Below are 15961 nucleotides of genomic sequence, written 5' to 3'. Positions count from 1 at the left end.
GGTACATCCATCCCCACGTGCGGCACTTACTACGATTCAGCTTCTTGACCGACTCGGCAGCCATCTCGAAACCTCCGGAGAATTCCGTGCAACCCTGACTCAGCGACGGTAGGTCTGACCATTCATCAGCGTCAAACTTCTGTCCAACCGCTCATTCAGGGGATTTCGATCAGTGGCAGATATTCCCGTAATCCGAAACGATTGCGGACGTTCAGCTTGCGGTAAACCTTCGTGAGGTGCTGCTCCACCGTGCTCACCGTGATGAACAGCCGCTCGGCGATCTGCCGGTTGGTCTCGCCGCTCGCGGCGAGCACGGCGACCCGGCGCTCCGCGGTGGTCAGTTCGGCGTCCGGTCCCCAGCGGAAGTGATCGTCTTCGAGCAGGAGCGCCTCGTCCGCCCGGCCCTCGGGGACCGGCAGCGGCGACGGCGATGGCGACTCGAACTCGGCCAGCATGGCCGCTGCCGACGCCTCGTCGACGCCCCACCTCTTCATCAGCTCCACGCACGACCGGGAGTACATCGTCGTGCTCTCCGGATGCTTCATGGCCAGGTGGTAGCGCCCGAGAGCCTGCAGGTACGGCAGAGCGAAGGGGGTGTCGAGCATCGCGGGCGGCACGGGGACCGCGAGGTAGGCCCAGGCGGAATCCGCGTCGCCCAGGTCGGTGCTGGCCCGGATCGCAATCGACAGCGGCAGGCCGGCCACCACGCCCCAGGCCGGCGGCGGGACGGCCTCGAACACCTCGCGGACGCAGCGCAGCGCGGTCTCGCTGTCCCCGCCGCGCATCGCGGCCACCGCCTTGACCGTCTCGATCAGCACGCGGCGCATCGGCGCCCGATGGATCCAGTCCTCCTTCAGCAGCCGGTCGCACCAGGCGACCGCCTCCTCCAGCCGGCCGGTCTGCACGAGCACGACCAGAGCGTAGAGCGCCGGGGTCAGCGTCGTGCCGGCCTGGATGCCCCACAGCATCCGGTCGGCCCGATCGGCCTCGACGCGGCCGAACGCGAGGCCGGCCGCCGAGCTGAGGTAGGTGACCGCCGCCATCGGACCGGACTGTGCCAGCGGCGACTCGACGGCCTGACCGGATTCGTCGCAGGGCTCGGAGCCCAGACCGGCCCGGCAGAAGAAGGTCCAGAGCTGGCCGAGCGCGGAGTCGCCACCCCCGTCGCCGGCCCGCAACAGTTCGTCGGCCTCGGCGAACTCGCCCCACCAGAGCAGCTGGTTCACCACGATCAGCAGGTCCGGTTCGGTGAGCAGGCCGGCCCGGCCGTCCCGACTCAGGTCGCGCAGGCGGCGCGCCGCCCGGCTGGGGTCGCCGTGCCACTGCGCCTCAGCCAGCAGCACGCCGGCCCGGACCCGCTGCCCGTCGTCGGCGCTCGCCCCGACGGCGTGCCGCAGGCTGGTCACCGCGGTGTCGACGTCGCCGGCCGCCAGCGCCTCGCGGGCCGCCTCACAGAGGATCGCGACGCGCCAGCCGGCCCGGCCACCGTCCTGGGCCGCGATCAGGTGTTCCGCCACCGCGCCGGCCGGGGCGCCGCTCTCGTGCAGCAGCTCGGCGGCCCGGCCGTGCATGGCGGAGAGCTCCGGCAGGGGGATGTCGGCCAGCACCGCGGAGCGGGTGAGCGGGTGCCGGAACGACTCGCTGCCGAGCAGTCCCATCTCGCGCAGGTCCCGGGCGCCCTCGCAGACGAGCGCCGGGTCCACGTCGCCGAGCTCGGCGATCAGCTCCGGGAGGGGTCGAGCGCCGAGCATCGCGATGGCGTGCGCTATCGCGGCCGTCGAAGGCGCGCACCGGTGCAGGCTGCGCAGGACGGCCTGCCGGTAGTGCGGGCCGGGCCTGCGCAGGTCCGGCATGCGGCCGGCCGCCTGGTCGTCCATCAGGGCGTGCAGGAGCAGCGGGATCCCGCCGCTGACCTCCGCCAGGAAGCGCACGAGGCCCGTGTCCGCAACGGCGCCGAACCGTTCCCGCATCTGCTCCGCGATGTCGGACGGGGTCAGCGGGGCGAGCCGGAACCGGTGGCAGAAGGGCAGGTGCAGCGTCTCGGCGCGCAGGTCCGCCATGTCCCGCTCGTACGACGAACTCTCCGTCAGGACCATCACCACGCCGGACGACTCGACGCGCCGGATCAGGTAGCTCAGGCACCGCAGCGACTGCTCGTCGGCGAAGTGGACGTCGTCGATGCCGATCAGCACCGGACGGCCGCCGGCCATGTCCCGGATCGCCGCGTGCACCCGGCCCATCATCGCGTAGAAGTTCTCGCCGCAGTCCAGGCCGTCGGGGAACGGCTGCCGCATCCCGGCCGCGCACATCGCCTGGATCAGCCGGTCGAGCACACCGAACCGATGTCCACGCTCCCGTGCGGAGCCGGTGATCACGAAGCACCAGCCGCCCTGACGAGCGGCACGCCCGCCCATGGCCTGCAGCAAGGCCGTCTTTCCCGTTCCCACCGGCCCGCTCAGGAGCAGCACGGCGCCGGTACCGCGCACTGCCGCGCGGTACACCTGGTCGAACAGGAGAAATTCCGAGTCACGTCTGCTGAGTGTCACTTGGCCCCCCGGCCGTGCGCATACGTGTCAACGCACGGCACCGAACCCTATCGAAAGGAAGCAATGGCCGGAAATATACGTCCACACCAAGCAGCCGCCGCTTTTCCGCAGGTCGGAGAACCTTTTCCAACATGACGCCGGAAGTTCAAAGTTCGCTATGAAAAACTTAATACATGATTAGTTAATTGATTCTGATAGATTTACGTCACATCCAATATATGGACATAGGCGGCCACTGGGACAGAAACACCCGCTCGAGGCGCCAAATCATCGAAGCGCAACGATGCTATGACGGATGACACATGGATACATGGACAGTCCGAGCCGGACGGCAGGATCGGACCTCGTCCAACTGAAGGATTCCGCCGGTCGGACAGCCGCCTCGGCGATGCCGGCACAGGGGAGCCGGACCGCCGAGGCGATGTTGCCCGACCGGCATCGGCGACGGAGGCTCACGCGATCTTCAGGCTGCATGAGAAATGGCGCGGCACGGCCCCTGCCCCTAGCGCGGAAGATTAGCTTTGCCGGTTAAGTGTCGAATTGACCGACAACAAAAAGTTCGCAACTTAGCCACAGGCCAGAAACCGGACAAAAACCGCGTCACACGCCGGCACGAATCGGCCTCAATCCCCCCGGCGAACGGGCCGGCATCCGACCCATCAGCGGCGGCATACTCGCGATGACATCCGCGATGTGACGGATCTCCGATTCGGAGAGCGCCTGGTCGCCATCGCAGAGCGCCGTCTTGGGCTGGGGATGCACATCGATCAGCAAGCCGTCCGCGCCCACCGCGATCGCGGCCCGGGTCAGCGGCAGAACCAGATCGCGGCGGCCGCCGGAATGCGACGGATCCACGATGACCGGCAGATGGGAGAGGCGCTGAACCACCGGCACCGCGCTGATGTCGAGCGTGTTTCGGGTAGCTGTCTCGAACGTGCGGATACCACGTTCACACAGCACGATGTCGAGATTTCCGCGCTGGGCGATGTACTCCGCCGCGCTCAGCCATTCCTCGATCGTCGCGCTGAAACCCCGCTTGAGGAGGACCGGCACCCCCGCCGACCCCACCGCCTGCAACAGCGCGAAGTTCTGCATGTTCCGGGCGCCGATCTGCAGCATGTCGGCGTAGGACGCCACCAGTTCCACATGGCCCGGATCGATGACCTCGGTGACCACCGGAAGTCCCGTCTCGGCCCGGACGTCGGCCAGGATGCGCAGGCCCTCCTCCCCCAGCCCCTGGTAGGAGTAGGGCGAGGTCCGCGGTTTGAACGCACCGCCACGCAGCATCGAGGCACCGGCCGACCTGGCCATCAGCGCCGCTCGCAGGGTCTGCTCCGGAGACTCCACCGCGCACGGGCCGGCGATCACGGTCAGCGTGTCCGGTCCGATCGGCACGCCACCCACCCGGATCACCGAGCGGGCCGGGTGATGCTCCCGGCTGACCAGCTTGTAGGGCGCCGAGACCCGGATCACCTGCAGGACACCGGCCAGGCTACCCAGGTTGAGGGCCTCGAAGTCGGCCACGTCGCCGACCAGGCCGACGATGGTCCGCGACAGCCCGCGGCTGACGAACGCCTGACCGCCGGCCGACCGGACCAGGCCGGTCACCGCTTCCACGTCCGCCGAAGTCGCCTCCGGCGCCATCACTACGACCATGACACTTCTCCTCTCGAATCCGGCTGCCGGCGGTCACCCGCCCGGCCATCGACGGCGGCACTGCGAGCACCGCCAGATCGACCTCGCCGGGCGGCTCGTGCGCCGCGCCGGCGCCGAGCGCCTCGGCGACACGGAGCGCGACGAAATCGGGATCGGGATCGGAGAGAAAGACCGCCACGCCGGCACGACGCGCGGCCGGCGCCACCGACGTGCTGATCAAGCCGGTGCCGATCACCGCCATTGTACGAATCATTGCGCGCCACCCGCCCCCGAACCGACCGTCAGAAATAGACGGAAGCATGTCCAGTCGCGATTTCGCCAGACACCGCCACAGGGCCATACAGTCCGGGTGACTCGGATTTACCGAAGGGGACTAGGATGCCCAATTCCCAAAAGTCCGGCCCGTGGGAAGAAATCGCAATCGACTACCTCGAGATTTATGTCGAGAACCTTGATCAGGCGGCGTTCACCTGGGTCGACCGATACGGATTCACCGTGGCGGGATTCGGTGGCTCCGCCGATCACCGCAGCCTCGCACTGCGACAGGGCGACATCACGCTCATCCTCACCGAGGCGACCTCCGACCACCATCCCGCCTCGGCCTACGTCCTGGAGCACGGCGAGGGTGTCGCCGACATCGCCCTGCGCACCACGGACGTGGAGGCGACGTTCCGGGCGGCGGTGACCGGCGGTGCCGAGATCGTCCGGCGACCGGCCCGGCACGGCGGCTCCGGCCCCGCCGTCACCGCCGCGATCGGCGGATTCGGCGACGTCGTGCACACCCTGGTCGAACGCGCGCCCGGCACGGGTCCCGGCCTGCCCGTCGGCTTCCGTGCGGCACTGCGCCCGGACGCCACCGACCCCAACGGCGCCCGGCTGCTCGAGGTGGATCACATCGCGGTCTGCCTCAAGGCCGGCTCGCTGCGCCCGACCGTGGAGCGCTACCGCAACGTGCTCGGCTTCAACGACATCTTCGAGGAGCGCATCAATGTCGGCACGCAGGCCATGGAGTCGACCGTCGTGCAGAGCCGCTCCGGCGCCGTGACGCTCACGCTGATCGAGCCGGACGAGTCGGCGGACCCCGGGCAGATCGACGAGTTCCTCAAGAGCCACCAGGGCGCCGGCGTACAGCACGTGGCTTTCTCCTCCGGGGACGCGGTCCGCGCCGTGCGGGTCCTCGCCGACCGCGGCGTCGCGTTCCTCACCACCCCGCCGAGCTACTACGACATGCTGCGCGAGCGGGTGGCGCTGCCGGACAGCAAGGTGGAGAACCTGCGCGCCACCAACGTGCTGGTGGACGAGGACCACGACGGTCAGCTGTTCCAGATCTTCACGGCCTCCACCCACCCCCGGCACACGCTGTTCTTCGAGATCATCGAAAGGCAGGGTGCCCGCACCTTCGGCAGCGCGAACATCAAGGCGCTGTACGAGGCGGTGGAGCGGGAGAGAACCGGTCAGCATGCACCGCAGCGCTGAGCCGGAGACGGCCGCCGACTTCGAGAGCGCCGCGTCCGCGCTGCTGCCCCCCGAGATCTGGGACTTCGTCGCCGGCGGCAGCGGCGCGGAGACGACGCTGGCGGCCAACCGGGCCGCCCTCGACCGGGTGTTCCTCGTTCCCCGGGTGCTGCAGGACGTCTCGTCCTGCAGCACCCGCTCCACATTGCTGGGCCGCCCGGTCGAGTTGCCCGTCGCCGCGGCACCGGTGGCCTATCAGCGGCTGTTCCACCCCGACGGCGAGCGGGCCACCTCCCGCGCCGCCGCGTCGGCGGGCATCCCGTTCACCGTGAGCACCCTCAGCAGCGTGCCGATCGAGCAGGTCGTCGAGGCCGGCGGATCGGTGTGGTTCCAGCTCTACTGGCTGCGTGACGACGCCGCCACCCTCGACCTGGTCCGGCGTGCCGAGGCGGCCGGCTGCGAGGCGATCGTGCTGACCGTGGACGTGCCCTGGATGGGCCGTCGGTTGCGCGACATCCGCAACCGGTTCGCGCTGCCGGCGCATGTCCGCGCCGCCAACATCGCCACGACGGCCACCGCGCACGAGCGGGCCGGGGCCGCCTCCGCCGTGGCCACCCACACCAGCCAGGAGTTCGCATCCAGGCTGACCTGGGCGGCGCTGGCCCGGCTGCGCGCGCACACCGACCTCCCGGTCGTGATCAAGGGGCTGCTCGCCCCCGAGGACGCGGAGCGCGCCGTCGACCACGGGGTGAACGCGATCGTGGTCTCCAACCACGGCGGCCGCCAACTGGACGCGGCGGTGGCCGGCGCCGACGCGCTACCGGACATCATCGAGGCCGTTCGCGGCCGCTGCGAGGTCCTGCTCGACAGCGGCATCCGCTCCGGTACGGACGTCCTGCGCGCCCTCGCCCTCGGCGCCTCGGGCGTCCTGCTCGGCCGGCCGCTGATCTGGGGGCTGGCCGTCGGCGGCGAGCGCGGCGCGATCCGGGTGCTACGGCTGCTGGAAACCGAGCTGCACGACGCCATGGGCCTCGCCGGGTGCGAGAACGTGGCCGCCGCCCGCCGGTTGCGCACCTCCCGCCTACCGGCGACGCACAGTGCCCGGGGCGGCGAACCGCTCCCGGGCCCTGTGCAAGCCGGAACCTCCTACTGACATCGCGGCCGGACGGCCGGTGTCCAACCGCTCGGTCTGAGCGCTTGGACACCGGCCGCCGTAGTGGTTTGCATCGCTCCCACCTCGGCCAGGAATTACCAGTTCGGCACAAGTTCTACAGAAGTAGCGGTTTCGGCGGCGGACCGGCTTACGGGAGCACGGAACGGTCTCGGCGGCGCGGCAGGCGACGAGATCGGTCAGGAATCAAGAAGCCCCGGCCGCCGGGCGGCTTCTAGCGTGATGGACATGACGATCACCGCTTCCAACACCTCCATCGCCTCCGTCACCCTCGAGGTGGCCGACCCCGAGGCCGCCCAGCGCTTCTACACCGCTTTCGGGGTGGACGCCCACATCCGCCTGCGGGCGTCCGAGGCACCCTCCACCGGATTCCGCGGCTTCACCATGGCGCTCACGGTGTCCGGGCCGGCCACCGTCAACGGTTTCCTCGACGCCGCGATCGCCGCCGGTGCCACGGTGCTCAAGCCCGCCGCCAAGTCGCTGTGGGGTTACGGCGGCGTCGTCCAGGCCCCGGACGGCACGATCTGGAAGGTCGCGACCGCGGCGAAGAAGGACACCGGCCCGGCCACCCGTGAGATCGACGAGGTCGTCCTCCTGCTCGGCGTCGAGGACGTGAAGGCCAGCAAGCAGTTCTATGTCGGTCAGGGCCTGACCGTGGCCAAGAGCTTCGGCGGCAAGTACGCCGAGTTCGCCTCCGGCGAGTCCAGCCCGGTCAAGCTGGCGCTGTACAAGCGCCGCGGCCTGGCCAAGGACCTCGGCGTCCCCGCCGACGGCACCGGATCGCACCGCATCGTCCTCGGCAACACCGCCGGCGCCTTCGCCGACCCGGACGGCTACGCCTGGGAGGCCGAGGCCGGGAACTGATCAAACCCTTGCTCCGGTACGCCCACCGGCAGGTCTCAGTCCGTGGCGAAGTCCGCGAGGAGTTCGGCGATGAGGCCGGCGGCGTTGCGGACCACAGCGGGATTGCGGGCGCGGTAGTACGGCAGCGAGATCACCGTCAGGGACAGGGTCCAGCCGCGAGCCCGCACCCAGGCGTGCTCGTCGACCTTCAACGCGTCACGGAAGGCGCGCCGGGAATCGCCGTCGAACAGGTACCACGCGGCCAGCAGGTCGGCGGCGGGATCGGCGGCGCACGCGGTGGCGAAGTCGATGATCGCGGTGAGCCGGCCGTCGGCGACCAGCACGTTGCCGGGCATGAGGTCACCGTGGATCCACCGCGGCGCTCCGCCCCCGGCCCCTACCTCGAGCGACGCCTCCCACGCCGCCAGCAGGAGCCCGGTGTCGAAGTCGTCCCGGAGCTCCTCGACGGCCGCGCGGAACAGTCCGTCGCGCGGCGCCAGCGGCGTTCCGCGGCTGAACGGATCATCCGGCGGGACCGGAGCGCCGTCCGTGTCGATCTCCTGCAGGCAGTGGAGGAACTCGGCGAGTTCGCGTGCCGCGCCCGCCGGGTCGGCGAGCTGATCCAGCCGGAAGGTCGTGCCTTCCAGCCAGCGGTAGACGCCCCAGCTGAAGGGGAACTCCTCGTTCGGTGACCCGAGGGCGAGCGGTTGCGGGACGGCGAGCGGAAGCTTCGGTGCCAGGTGGGGCAGCCACCTCAGGTCCTTCTCCACCTGACCCCGCATCCCCGCGGTCCGGGGCAGGCGTACGGCGAGGTCCGGGCCGACCCGGAACGTCACGTTGTCGGTGCCCGAGGAGGTGACCAGCCGGACCGGCGCCCCGGCCCATCTCGGGAACTGCTCGGCCAGCAGGCGCGTCACCAGGGACGCGTCGATGTCCACCTCGTCGTCGTGCAGCTTGGTGACCCTGTTCTCCGACACGGGACGCAGCTTGCGGCAGCCACTGGGCCGGTGTCCACCGAGTTCACCGCCGCCGGGCCGCACGCGTAGCCTTACCCCGGCGGCGCGGAGGGAGGCGGACCCGTGCGGGTGGTCGGCGTCATCGTGCAGGGCTGCGACGATCCTCCTACGGTGCGGGAACTGGCTCCCGGCCAGGCGGCCACCTTCGGTCGCGGCTCTCCGCAGTGTCCGGTCGACCTCGCGCTGCCGGACGCGGCGATCTCCCGGGTGGCCGGCCGTATCCTCGCGGTCGAGGATCACTGGCTGGTCAGCAACCTGAGCCCGCGAAGCACGTACGTCGTCGAGAACCCGGAGGGCGGCGGCGAGTTCATCAAGGTGGCACCGCGCCGGCTGGAGATGCCGGTGCCGTTCGAGTTCTCCCGCGTCGTGGTGCCGGGCACGGAGCGGCCCGCCGCCTTCTACGTCTTCGCGCCCCAGCACGCCTACGCGGACATCGCGGCGAATCCCGACGGCTCGGCCGACGCCACCCGCACGTCGTTCCCCCTGGACGAGACCGCGAAGTACTTCCTGATCCTGCTGGCGCTCTGCGAGCCGCGGCTGCGGAACGCCTCGAGTCCAGTCATCCCCACCACCCCGGAGATCGTCGACCGGCTCGCGCACCTGCCGGGCACGGCCGGGCTGACCCGGGCCGCGGTCAACTTCCACATCGACTACCTGGCCCGCGAGAAGCTGCGGGTGAAGTCGCCGGACGGCGCGGAGAACACCAAGGCCGATTGGCAGCGCAGCGCTCTGGTGTCGCTCGCGCTGCAGTTCGACCTCGTACGCGAGGAGCATCTCGCCCTGCTGACCGGCTGACGACTATGCGGGCGTCCCAATGGTGACCGGGCGGTACCGGCTCAGGTAGGTGTGCAGGCGGTCGATGTACCGCACCAGCTCGGGCCGGCTCCGCGGGACTCCGCCGGCCTTACGGACCACGTCCGCCGACGTCCGGTAGGCGGCGGCCAGGTTCTCCGCCGGGTCGCCGGGCACCTCCTCCAGCCTGGGCGCCATCCAGCACAGGTATCGGCCCACCGCGGGGATCGACATCTCGGGCGGGAAGGGCGGTTGAGGAACCCGATCGCGCTGCCCGGCCGGAAGGTAGTACTTGAGCACGCGGGGAGTCCAGCGCGCGATGCCGTACTCGTCCCCCGCCGGGTCGGACAGGTCGGGGTCGAAGTCGCTCTCGGCTTTGAGCATCGCCGCCACCAGGAGCGGTGTCACGGCTCTGTCCGCCGGGCACATGGTGCCGGCCGCAACGATCAGGTCGTAGTAGGCCGGTGGGATGTCGGCGTCCGTTCGGAAGTATCCGTCGTACCGGGACGGCACCGGTCGCACCGGGCCGGTCTCGGGTTCTCCGGTCGGGAGCGCCCACGCGAGGGTGGCGGTGGCGGTGACGACGCCGAGCAGGCTCGCGGTGAGGACGGCGCCGCGGCTCGCGACCTTGCCGAACCGCCGGGTCGAAGCCCGGGCGGCGGCGTTCGTCTCCAGGGCGCGCCGGTGCATCGACGCGGCGTCGTACCGCTTCCGGGTGGCGTGGTCGGGTGCCAGGCAGTCGGTGATGAAGCGCCGCCACGGCTCGGTGAGCCCGCCCGGCAGGTCGAGGGCCCCCTTGCCGGTCGCGTAGGCGGCGGCCGCCGAGGCGCGCGCCCGCGCGGTGACCCCGGGGAACGGCAACCGGCCGGTGAGTAGCTGGCACGCCGTGACGCCGAGCGCCCACAGGTCGGCGGTCTGGCGTACGACCGTGCCCCGGCTCTGCACCGGTTCGGCCCAGCGCTCCGGTGGCATGTAGTCGGAGGTACCGCCCGGCGGCAGGTATGCGTGGGTGCCGTCGATCTGCGCGGCCAGCCCGAAGTCGGCCAGCCGTGCGGAGCCGTCCGGCATGAGCAGGATATTGCTCGGTTTCAGGTCGCCGTGGACCCAGCCCTTCCGGTGCAGGTATGCGACGGCGCCGCAGATGTCGGCGATGATCCGGGGGGCTTGAGTCAGCCCGGCGCCGCCGGCGCGCTCCAGGGCCGTGGCCGTGGATCCGGTGGCCAGCTCCAGGGCCAGTACGGTCACCCCGTCGAGCGCCGGATCGGCCGGGTCGTCGATAACCAGGATGTCCAGGACCCGGATCAGTCCGGGGTGGTCGGCCTGGCGGAGCAGGGCGATCTCGCGGTTGGTCATATCCGCGAGGTGGCTGAGCTGGCGTGCGGTCAGTGTGCCGGTCGGGATGAACTTGAGCGCGGCCTCCCGCGGCTCGGCGGCATCGACCCGCTCGGCGGTGTAGACGCTGCTCCAGCTGCCGCTGGCCAGGCTGTGACCTACTCGCCACCGGCCGACGACGTATCCCGTCGGCACCCGCACCGTGCAGGCGTGTCGCTCCATGGTTCTCCCGCGTCTCCAGATCGCCGGGGGCCATTATTCCCACCCATCGAGACGTGCCGCTACGGCCCGAGCCGGACTCCGTGGCGCGACTTCAAGATCAGCGCCACCTCAAACCTTGCAGGTACCTCGCTGGTGACCCATCCACGATGCTCACTCGCCCGAGACATTCCGATTTCACCCCATCATGGAGGGAATACATGCGAGGTAGGTCCCTGTTCCTCCGAGTCACCGCCGCCGTCGGCGCGGCGTTGGCCGCCGCCGCGACGATGGCCGCGCCCGCCCAGGCGGCCCCCAACTTCAAGGCGCCGTTCCCGTGCGGCCAGCGCTGGACCTATTCGCACCACAGCCAGGAGGTGCGGCTGGCGCTGGACTTCATCCGTAACGACGGCGGCGCCACCGCGGGCGCCCCGGTGCTCGCTTCGGCGGCCGGCACCGTGGCACGCCGCTACCAGGCCGGCGGCGCGGGCAACTACATCGACATCAACCACGGCGGTGGCTGGCACACCTACTACTTCCACCTGCAGGCGTACTCCGTCGCCGACGGCGCGTACGTCGGACAGGGCCAGCAGATCGGCCTGACCGGGACCACCGGCAACTCCTCGGGCGAACACATCCACTACGAGCAGCTGTACAACGGCGCCGGTCAGACGATCGCGATCGACGGGGTGTCGCTCGCGCCCTACCCCGGCAGCTACGGCAGCAAGTCGCTGACCAGCACGAACGGTTGTGGTGGCTCCGGGCCGGTCAAGTACTTCGTGGACACCTACGCGGCCGCACCGGCTTTCGCCTCGCCGACCAGCACCGCGCAGACCGGGACGCTGAACCAGGGCACCAACTACGTCTTCTGCAAAGCCTGGGGCCGTCAGACCGGAAGCGGCACCAGTTACAACCACTGGTGGCTCAAGACCGACCCCGACACCGGACCCGCCGGACAGTACGTCTCCGCGTACTACCTCAGCCGATGGGGCAACGACGAAGCCAAGGACAACAACGGCGTCGTCATCCCCGACTGTGCCGGCGGTAGCCAGCCGAAGTACTGGGTGGACACGTACGCGACCGCGCCGGTTTTCGCCTCGGCGACCAGCACCGCGCAGACCGGGACGCTGAACCAGGGCACCAACTACGTGTTCTGCAAGACCTGGGGCCGGCAGATCGGAAGCGGCAGCAGCTACAACCACTGGTGGCTCAAGACCGACCCCGACACCGGACCCGCCGGACAGTACGTCTCCGCGTACTACCTCAGCCGATGGGGCAACGACGAGGCCAAGGACAACAACGGCGTCGTCATCCCGGACTGCTGACCGATGCCTCTCCTCCTCGAGAAGCCGCTGAAGGGTCTGCTCTCCGTCTGTGTGATGGCCTCGATGATGGTCCCGGGTCAGGCTCAGGCGTCGGTAGTCGTCCCCGCCGGCGTCACCGCCGGGGTCGCGGTCTACGACCGGCAGACGGCGACCTTCACCGAGCAGCAGAACGCCGATCTGCAGTTCCGGTCGGCGTCGGTCGTGAAGCTCCTCATCGCCCTGGACTACCTCTGGGAGCGCGGGCCGGACTACTCCGTGCCGAGCGCCGACCGTACCCGCCTGGACGCGATGTTGCGTGGCAGCGATGACGACGCCGCCTCGTACTACTGGGTCAGGAACGGCTACGAGCAGGTGGTCAACAGGATGGTCGTGCGCCTCGGGCTGCGCAGCACGGCGCCGCCGCCGAGTTCCCAGCGCGGATATTGGGGCTACACCGCGATCAGCGCGGCCGACGTCGTACGCGTCTACCGCTACCTGCTGGACTCGGCGCCCGCCCCGGTCCGCCGGTTCATCATGGACGACCTGCGGCAGAGCACCCGGTGCGCGGCCGACTCCTACGACCAGTACTTCGGCATTCCCAGCGTGTTCACCGGTGCCAGGGCGGTGAAGCAGGGCTGGTCCGGTTTCGGGAACGCGCCGATGACCTGCACCGGCGGGCCGGCTCCGGTAACGAGACCGGCCGCATCCGTCGCCGGGGTCGACCTGGTCCAGGAGGCGCTGCACACCACCGGCACGGTGGGCCAGGACGACCGCACCATCGTGGTCGTCCTGACCCTGCATCCGGACGGTACGCCGTACGCCAAGGCGTACAACGCGCTGACCGGCATCGTGCGTTCGCTCTCCGTTCCCGGCGGGACACGGTTCGCGGGCTCGTCGTTCGGCACCTGGGGCTCGGGGGTCCGGGTGCGCTCGGCGCCGACGACCGGCTCCGGGCAGGTGGCCACGGTCCCCGCCGGCGTCGACGTCCTGGTCTCCTGCCAGGCGCTGGGCCAGGAGGTGGTCGTGTCGCCGTACCGCAACGCGTGGTGGGCCTACCTGCCGCAGTTCGGCGGCTACATGACCAACATCTACGTCAATTCCCCCGACAACAAGCTGCCGAACATCCCCGACTGCTGAAATCCCCTCCCCCCAGGAGTTGTCTTCGCCATGTCCTCCTCCCCCTCCATACCTCGTACGGCGGTCGTCGGCGTGCTGGCCGGCCTGCTGTTGACCGCGGCCGGCCCCGCGTACGCCGCGACCGGACCCGCCGACGGGCCGGCACCGCTGCCGCTGCTCGCCTCGATCGCCTACGCCCAGTGCACCTCCGGCGGCGCGACCAGCGCGGACACGACGATCGCCAACCAGCTCCGGGCCCAGATGAACGGATCGCGACTGGGTCAGTCGCTCAACGCCTACAACGTGTCCTGCGCCCGGGCGATCACCGCCACGGTGGCCGGCCGGGGCCTGGACAAGCGGGCCGCCGTCATCGCGATCACCACGGCGATCACAGAGTCGTCCCTGCACAACTACACCGAGGCGGTCGACTACGACAGCCTCGGCCTCTTCCAGCAGCGGCCCTCGCAAGGCTGGGGCACGCCGGCGCAGCTGACCGACCCGGTGTACGCGACGAACGCCTTCCTCAACGCGATGTTCCGGAAATATCCCAACAACTCCTGGATGAGCGGCGACATCGGGGCGATCTGCCAGAGGATCCAGGTCTCCGCCTACCCGGACGCCTACCGCTTGGAGGTGCACGACGCCCAGCTTCTCGCCAACGCGCTCTGGGGCGGGGGCGGTGGAACCCCGAGCAAGTACTGGGTGGACACCAACGCCGCCGCGCCGGTCTTCGCCTCGCCGACCAGCACCACCCAGACCGGAACCCTGAACCAGGGCACCAACTACGTCTTCTGCAAAGCCTGGGGCCGGCAGATCGGAAGCGGCACCAGCTACAACCACTGGTGGCTCAAAACCGACCCCGACACCGGACCCGCCGGACAGTACGTCTCCGCGTACTACCTCAGCCGATGGGGCAACGACGAAGCCAAGGACAACAACGGCGTCGTCATCCCCGACTGCGCCGGGGGCACCCGCCCGAAGTACTGGGTGGACACGTACACGGCCGCCCCGGTCTTCGCCACACCGACCAGCACCACCCAGACCGGAACCCTGAACCAGGGCACCAACTACGTCTTCTGCAAAGCCTGGGGCCGGCAAATCGGAAGCGGCACCAGCTACAACCACTACTGGCTCAAAACCGACCCCGACACCGGACCCGCCGAGCAGTACGTCTCCGCGTACTACCTCAGCCGATGGGGCAACGACGAAGCCAAGGACAACAACGGCGTCGTCATCCCCAACTGCTGACCCGACCAGGTCGTACTCCGGCGATCGCCGGAGTACGACCACAATTCTGAACATGGTCGAACCTCAGGTGCTCCAGGATGACCCGCATCGCCGGGTGGTGCGCATCGGCGACACCGTGCGCCGTCCCATGCATCCCTGGTCCCCGACGATCCACGAGCTGCTGAGGCATCTGGAGTCGGTCGGCTCGCCTGCGGCCGTACGTCGATAATCCGACCTACAGCAAGATCGACATCTTCCGCTGAGCGGGCGGGGAGGAAAACGTGGACAGGGAGTTTCTCATCGGCGCGGCCGAACCGGACGGGAAACCTGACCTTGCCGAACTGGTCCGGGATCTCACCGAAGTGCTCGGGTTCGAACTGGCCGAGTTGCCTGACCAGGAGATGTTCCACGGCGGCGATGACACGGGCCATGCCTGGCTCAAACCGGGCTGGAGGGACCCGGACGAGCCGTACCCCAGTCATCCGTACCAGCTGGACATCGCCTATCCCAGCGGGCCCGAACTGCCGTACCTGAATGGGTTGTTCGACCGGTTGCACGCGCTGGGCCGGTACCGGCTCATCATGCTGATCAACGGCGACTGCGTCCGCTCCACCCACTTCCCGTGCGACGAGTGGTGACGAACAAACAGCAAGAAAAAGCCGTCGGTGGCAAGCCGCGAAGCGCCCAGGGGCATGCGTGCTCGGCTTCGTCCGGGTCGACGGTGGGCGGGATGGCGCCACCATCCCAGAAGCCCGAGCGCTCCCGCCGGAGGCATCCGTGGATCACGCGCCGCGAGTCAGTGCCAGTTCTCGTAGCTGAGGACGCGGCACACCAGCACCACCCGGCCGGTCAGTTGACCCAGCCGAACCGCGTCACGGTGTGTCCATTGGAAGGGCCAGATCGCACCGACCATCAGGTACTTCTCGTTGGGCCCGTCCGGCGCCACGATCAGTTGATACTCCTGGAACGGGCCCACACTGCGGTGCAGAGCCTGATGCTTCCACTCACGCCGACCGCGCTGCCCGAGCGTAACCACCGCGACCCTTTCCATCAGGAGCAACGTGGTGTAGCCCTTGGGGATCGCCCGGTCCAGCTCCGAGAGCTCCGGCTGCTGGTTCGCCGGGAACAGCAAGGAGGGCCGCTCGTGCGCCCAGTAGAGCCGACCGGCCTCGGGGAAGCTGCGATCGAACGGGTTCACGCCCCCCGGCGGCCAGTCGAACCCCCGATGTTCAAGGTGGGGCTGCCGTTCCTGGGAATCCGCCATAACCACAGACTCTACGAGGCCGACCGCCAGCGCTTCAGCGG

13 protein-coding genes and 1 pseudogene are annotated in these 15961 nt (G+C 69.6%); 9 read left to right on the top strand and 5 right to left on the bottom strand.

What is annotated here, in order from left to right:
• Positions 1 to 155 precede the first annotated feature (155 nt).
• Both CHC09_RS40805 and aroF read right to left on the bottom strand, forming a co-directional pair.
• Complete coding sequence (locus CHC09_RS40805; protein ID WP_089298625.1) at positions 156 to 2546, bottom strand: helix-turn-helix transcriptional regulator; 2391 nt, start codon at positions 2544 to 2546, stop codon at positions 156 to 158.
• Between the two features lie 600 nt (positions 2547 to 3146).
• The gene (gene aroF, locus CHC09_RS40800) at positions 3147 to 4202 is read right to left on the bottom strand and encodes a 3-deoxy-7-phosphoheptulonate synthase (protein ID WP_089298624.1); all 1056 of its coding nucleotides are present in this window, start codon (positions 4200 to 4202) and stop codon (positions 3147 to 3149) included.
• A gap of 378 nt (positions 4203 to 4580) precedes the next feature.
• Between aroF and hppD the strand changes: the two genes are divergently transcribed.
• The 3 genes from hppD to CHC09_RS40780 all read left to right on the top strand — a co-directional run bounded on the left by hppD (position 4581) and on the right by CHC09_RS40780 (position 7692).
• On the top strand, positions 4581 to 5678 hold the full coding sequence (hppD, locus tag CHC09_RS40790; RefSeq protein ID WP_089298623.1) for a 4-hydroxyphenylpyruvate dioxygenase: 1098 nt from the start codon (positions 4581 to 4583) through the stop codon (positions 5676 to 5678).
• Positions 5662 to 6810 carry an alpha-hydroxy acid oxidase gene (locus CHC09_RS40785; protein ID WP_089298622.1) on the top strand — a complete coding sequence of 383 codons (1149 nt, stop codon included), beginning with the start codon at positions 5662 to 5664 and terminating at the stop codon, positions 6808 to 6810. Before hppD ends, CHC09_RS40785 begins: the two co-directional genes overlap by 17 nt.
• Before the next feature lie 246 nt (positions 6811 to 7056).
• Entirely contained in the window at positions 7057 to 7692 is a 636-nt protein-coding gene (locus CHC09_RS40780) for a VOC family protein (protein WP_089298686.1), read from the top strand.
• Positions 7693 to 7727: 35 nt separating this feature from the next.
• Here the strand turns inward: CHC09_RS40780 and CHC09_RS40775 are convergent, their stop codons facing one another.
• Positions 7728 to 8648, bottom strand: a complete 921-nt coding sequence (locus CHC09_RS40775; protein ID WP_203833393.1) for an aminoglycoside phosphotransferase family protein — start codon at positions 8646 to 8648, stop codon at positions 7728 to 7730.
• A gap of 102 nt (positions 8649 to 8750) precedes the next feature.
• Between CHC09_RS40775 and CHC09_RS40770 the strand changes: the two genes are divergently transcribed.
• The gene (locus CHC09_RS40770; protein WP_239138836.1) at positions 8751 to 9482 is read left to right on the top strand and encodes an FHA domain-containing protein; all 732 of its coding nucleotides are present in this window, start codon (positions 8751 to 8753) and stop codon (positions 9480 to 9482) included.
• A 3-nt stretch (positions 9483 to 9485) separates the two neighbouring features.
• Here CHC09_RS40770 and CHC09_RS40765 read toward each other — a convergent pair whose 3' ends face one another.
• Entirely contained in the window at positions 9486 to 11033 is a 1548-nt protein-coding gene (locus CHC09_RS40765) for a serine/threonine protein kinase (protein WP_089298621.1), read from the bottom strand.
• Between the two features lie 266 nt (positions 11034 to 11299).
• On the opposite strand from CHC09_RS40765, the pseudogene CHC09_RS48175 reads away from it, so the two are divergent.
• The 5 genes and pseudogenes from CHC09_RS48175 to CHC09_RS40745 form a co-directional block, all read left to right on the top strand.
• Positions 11300 to 11755, top strand: a pseudogene (locus CHC09_RS48175) (M23 family metallopeptidase); the annotation flags it as partial.
• A 582-nt stretch (positions 11756 to 12337) separates the two neighbouring features.
• On the top strand, positions 12338 to 13450 hold the full coding sequence (locus CHC09_RS40755; RefSeq protein ID WP_239138835.1) for a hypothetical protein: 1113 nt from the start codon (positions 12338 to 12340) through the stop codon (positions 13448 to 13450).
• 30 nt (positions 13451 to 13480) lie between these two features.
• Complete coding sequence (locus CHC09_RS46940) at positions 13481 to 14677, top strand: hypothetical protein (protein ID WP_179277494.1); 1197 nt, start codon at positions 13481 to 13483, stop codon at positions 14675 to 14677.
• A 52-nt stretch (positions 14678 to 14729) separates the two neighbouring features.
• Positions 14730 to 14885, top strand: a complete 156-nt coding sequence (locus tag CHC09_RS47280) for a hypothetical protein (RefSeq protein WP_218827191.1) — start codon at positions 14730 to 14732, stop codon at positions 14883 to 14885.
• A gap of 52 nt (positions 14886 to 14937) precedes the next feature.
• The gene (locus tag CHC09_RS40745; protein WP_089298620.1) at positions 14938 to 15294 is read left to right on the top strand and encodes a hypothetical protein; all 357 of its coding nucleotides are present in this window, start codon (positions 14938 to 14940) and stop codon (positions 15292 to 15294) included.
• 158 nt (positions 15295 to 15452) lie between these two features.
• On the opposite strand, the gene CHC09_RS40740 is transcribed toward CHC09_RS40745, so the two are convergent.
• Entirely contained in the window at positions 15453 to 15920 is a 468-nt protein-coding gene (locus CHC09_RS40740; protein WP_218827189.1) for a hypothetical protein, read from the bottom strand.
• Between the last annotated feature and the right edge of the window lie 41 nt (positions 15921 to 15961).

The organism is Actinoplanes regularis (assembly GCF_900188005.1).
Lineage (GTDB): Bacteria > Actinomycetota > Actinomycetes > Mycobacteriales > Micromonosporaceae > Actinoplanes > Actinoplanes regularis.
This window is presented reverse-complemented; position numbering and strand designations above follow the sequence as displayed.

Coding starts and splice junctions, on each gene's coding strand:
- CHC09_RS40785 (WP_089298622.1), top strand. CDS start 5,662: ATGCACCGCAGCGCTGAGCCGGAGACGGCCGCCGACTTCGAGAGCGCC.
- CHC09_RS40755 (WP_239138835.1), top strand. CDS start 12,338: ATGCCTCTCCTCCTCGAGAAGCCGCTGAAGGGTCTGCTCTCCGTCTGT.
- CHC09_RS47280 (WP_218827191.1), top strand. CDS start 14,730: ATGGTCGAACCTCAGGTGCTCCAGGATGACCCGCATCGCCGGGTGGTG.
- CHC09_RS46940 (WP_179277494.1), top strand. CDS start 13,481: ATGTCCTCCTCCCCCTCCATACCTCGTACGGCGGTCGTCGGCGTGCTG.
- CHC09_RS40780 (WP_089298686.1), top strand. CDS start 7,057: ATGACGATCACCGCTTCCAACACCTCCATCGCCTCCGTCACCCTCGAG.
- CHC09_RS40740 (WP_218827189.1), bottom strand. CDS start 15,920: ATGGCGGATTCCCAGGAACGGCAGCCCCACCTTGAACATCGGGGGTTC.
- aroF (WP_089298624.1), bottom strand. CDS start 4,202: ATGGTCGTAGTGATGGCGCCGGAGGCGACTTCGGCGGACGTGGAAGCG.
- hppD (WP_089298623.1), top strand. CDS start 4,581: ATGCCCAATTCCCAAAAGTCCGGCCCGTGGGAAGAAATCGCAATCGAC.
- CHC09_RS40765 (WP_089298621.1), bottom strand. CDS start 11,033: ATGGAGCGACACGCCTGCACGGTGCGGGTGCCGACGGGATACGTCGTC.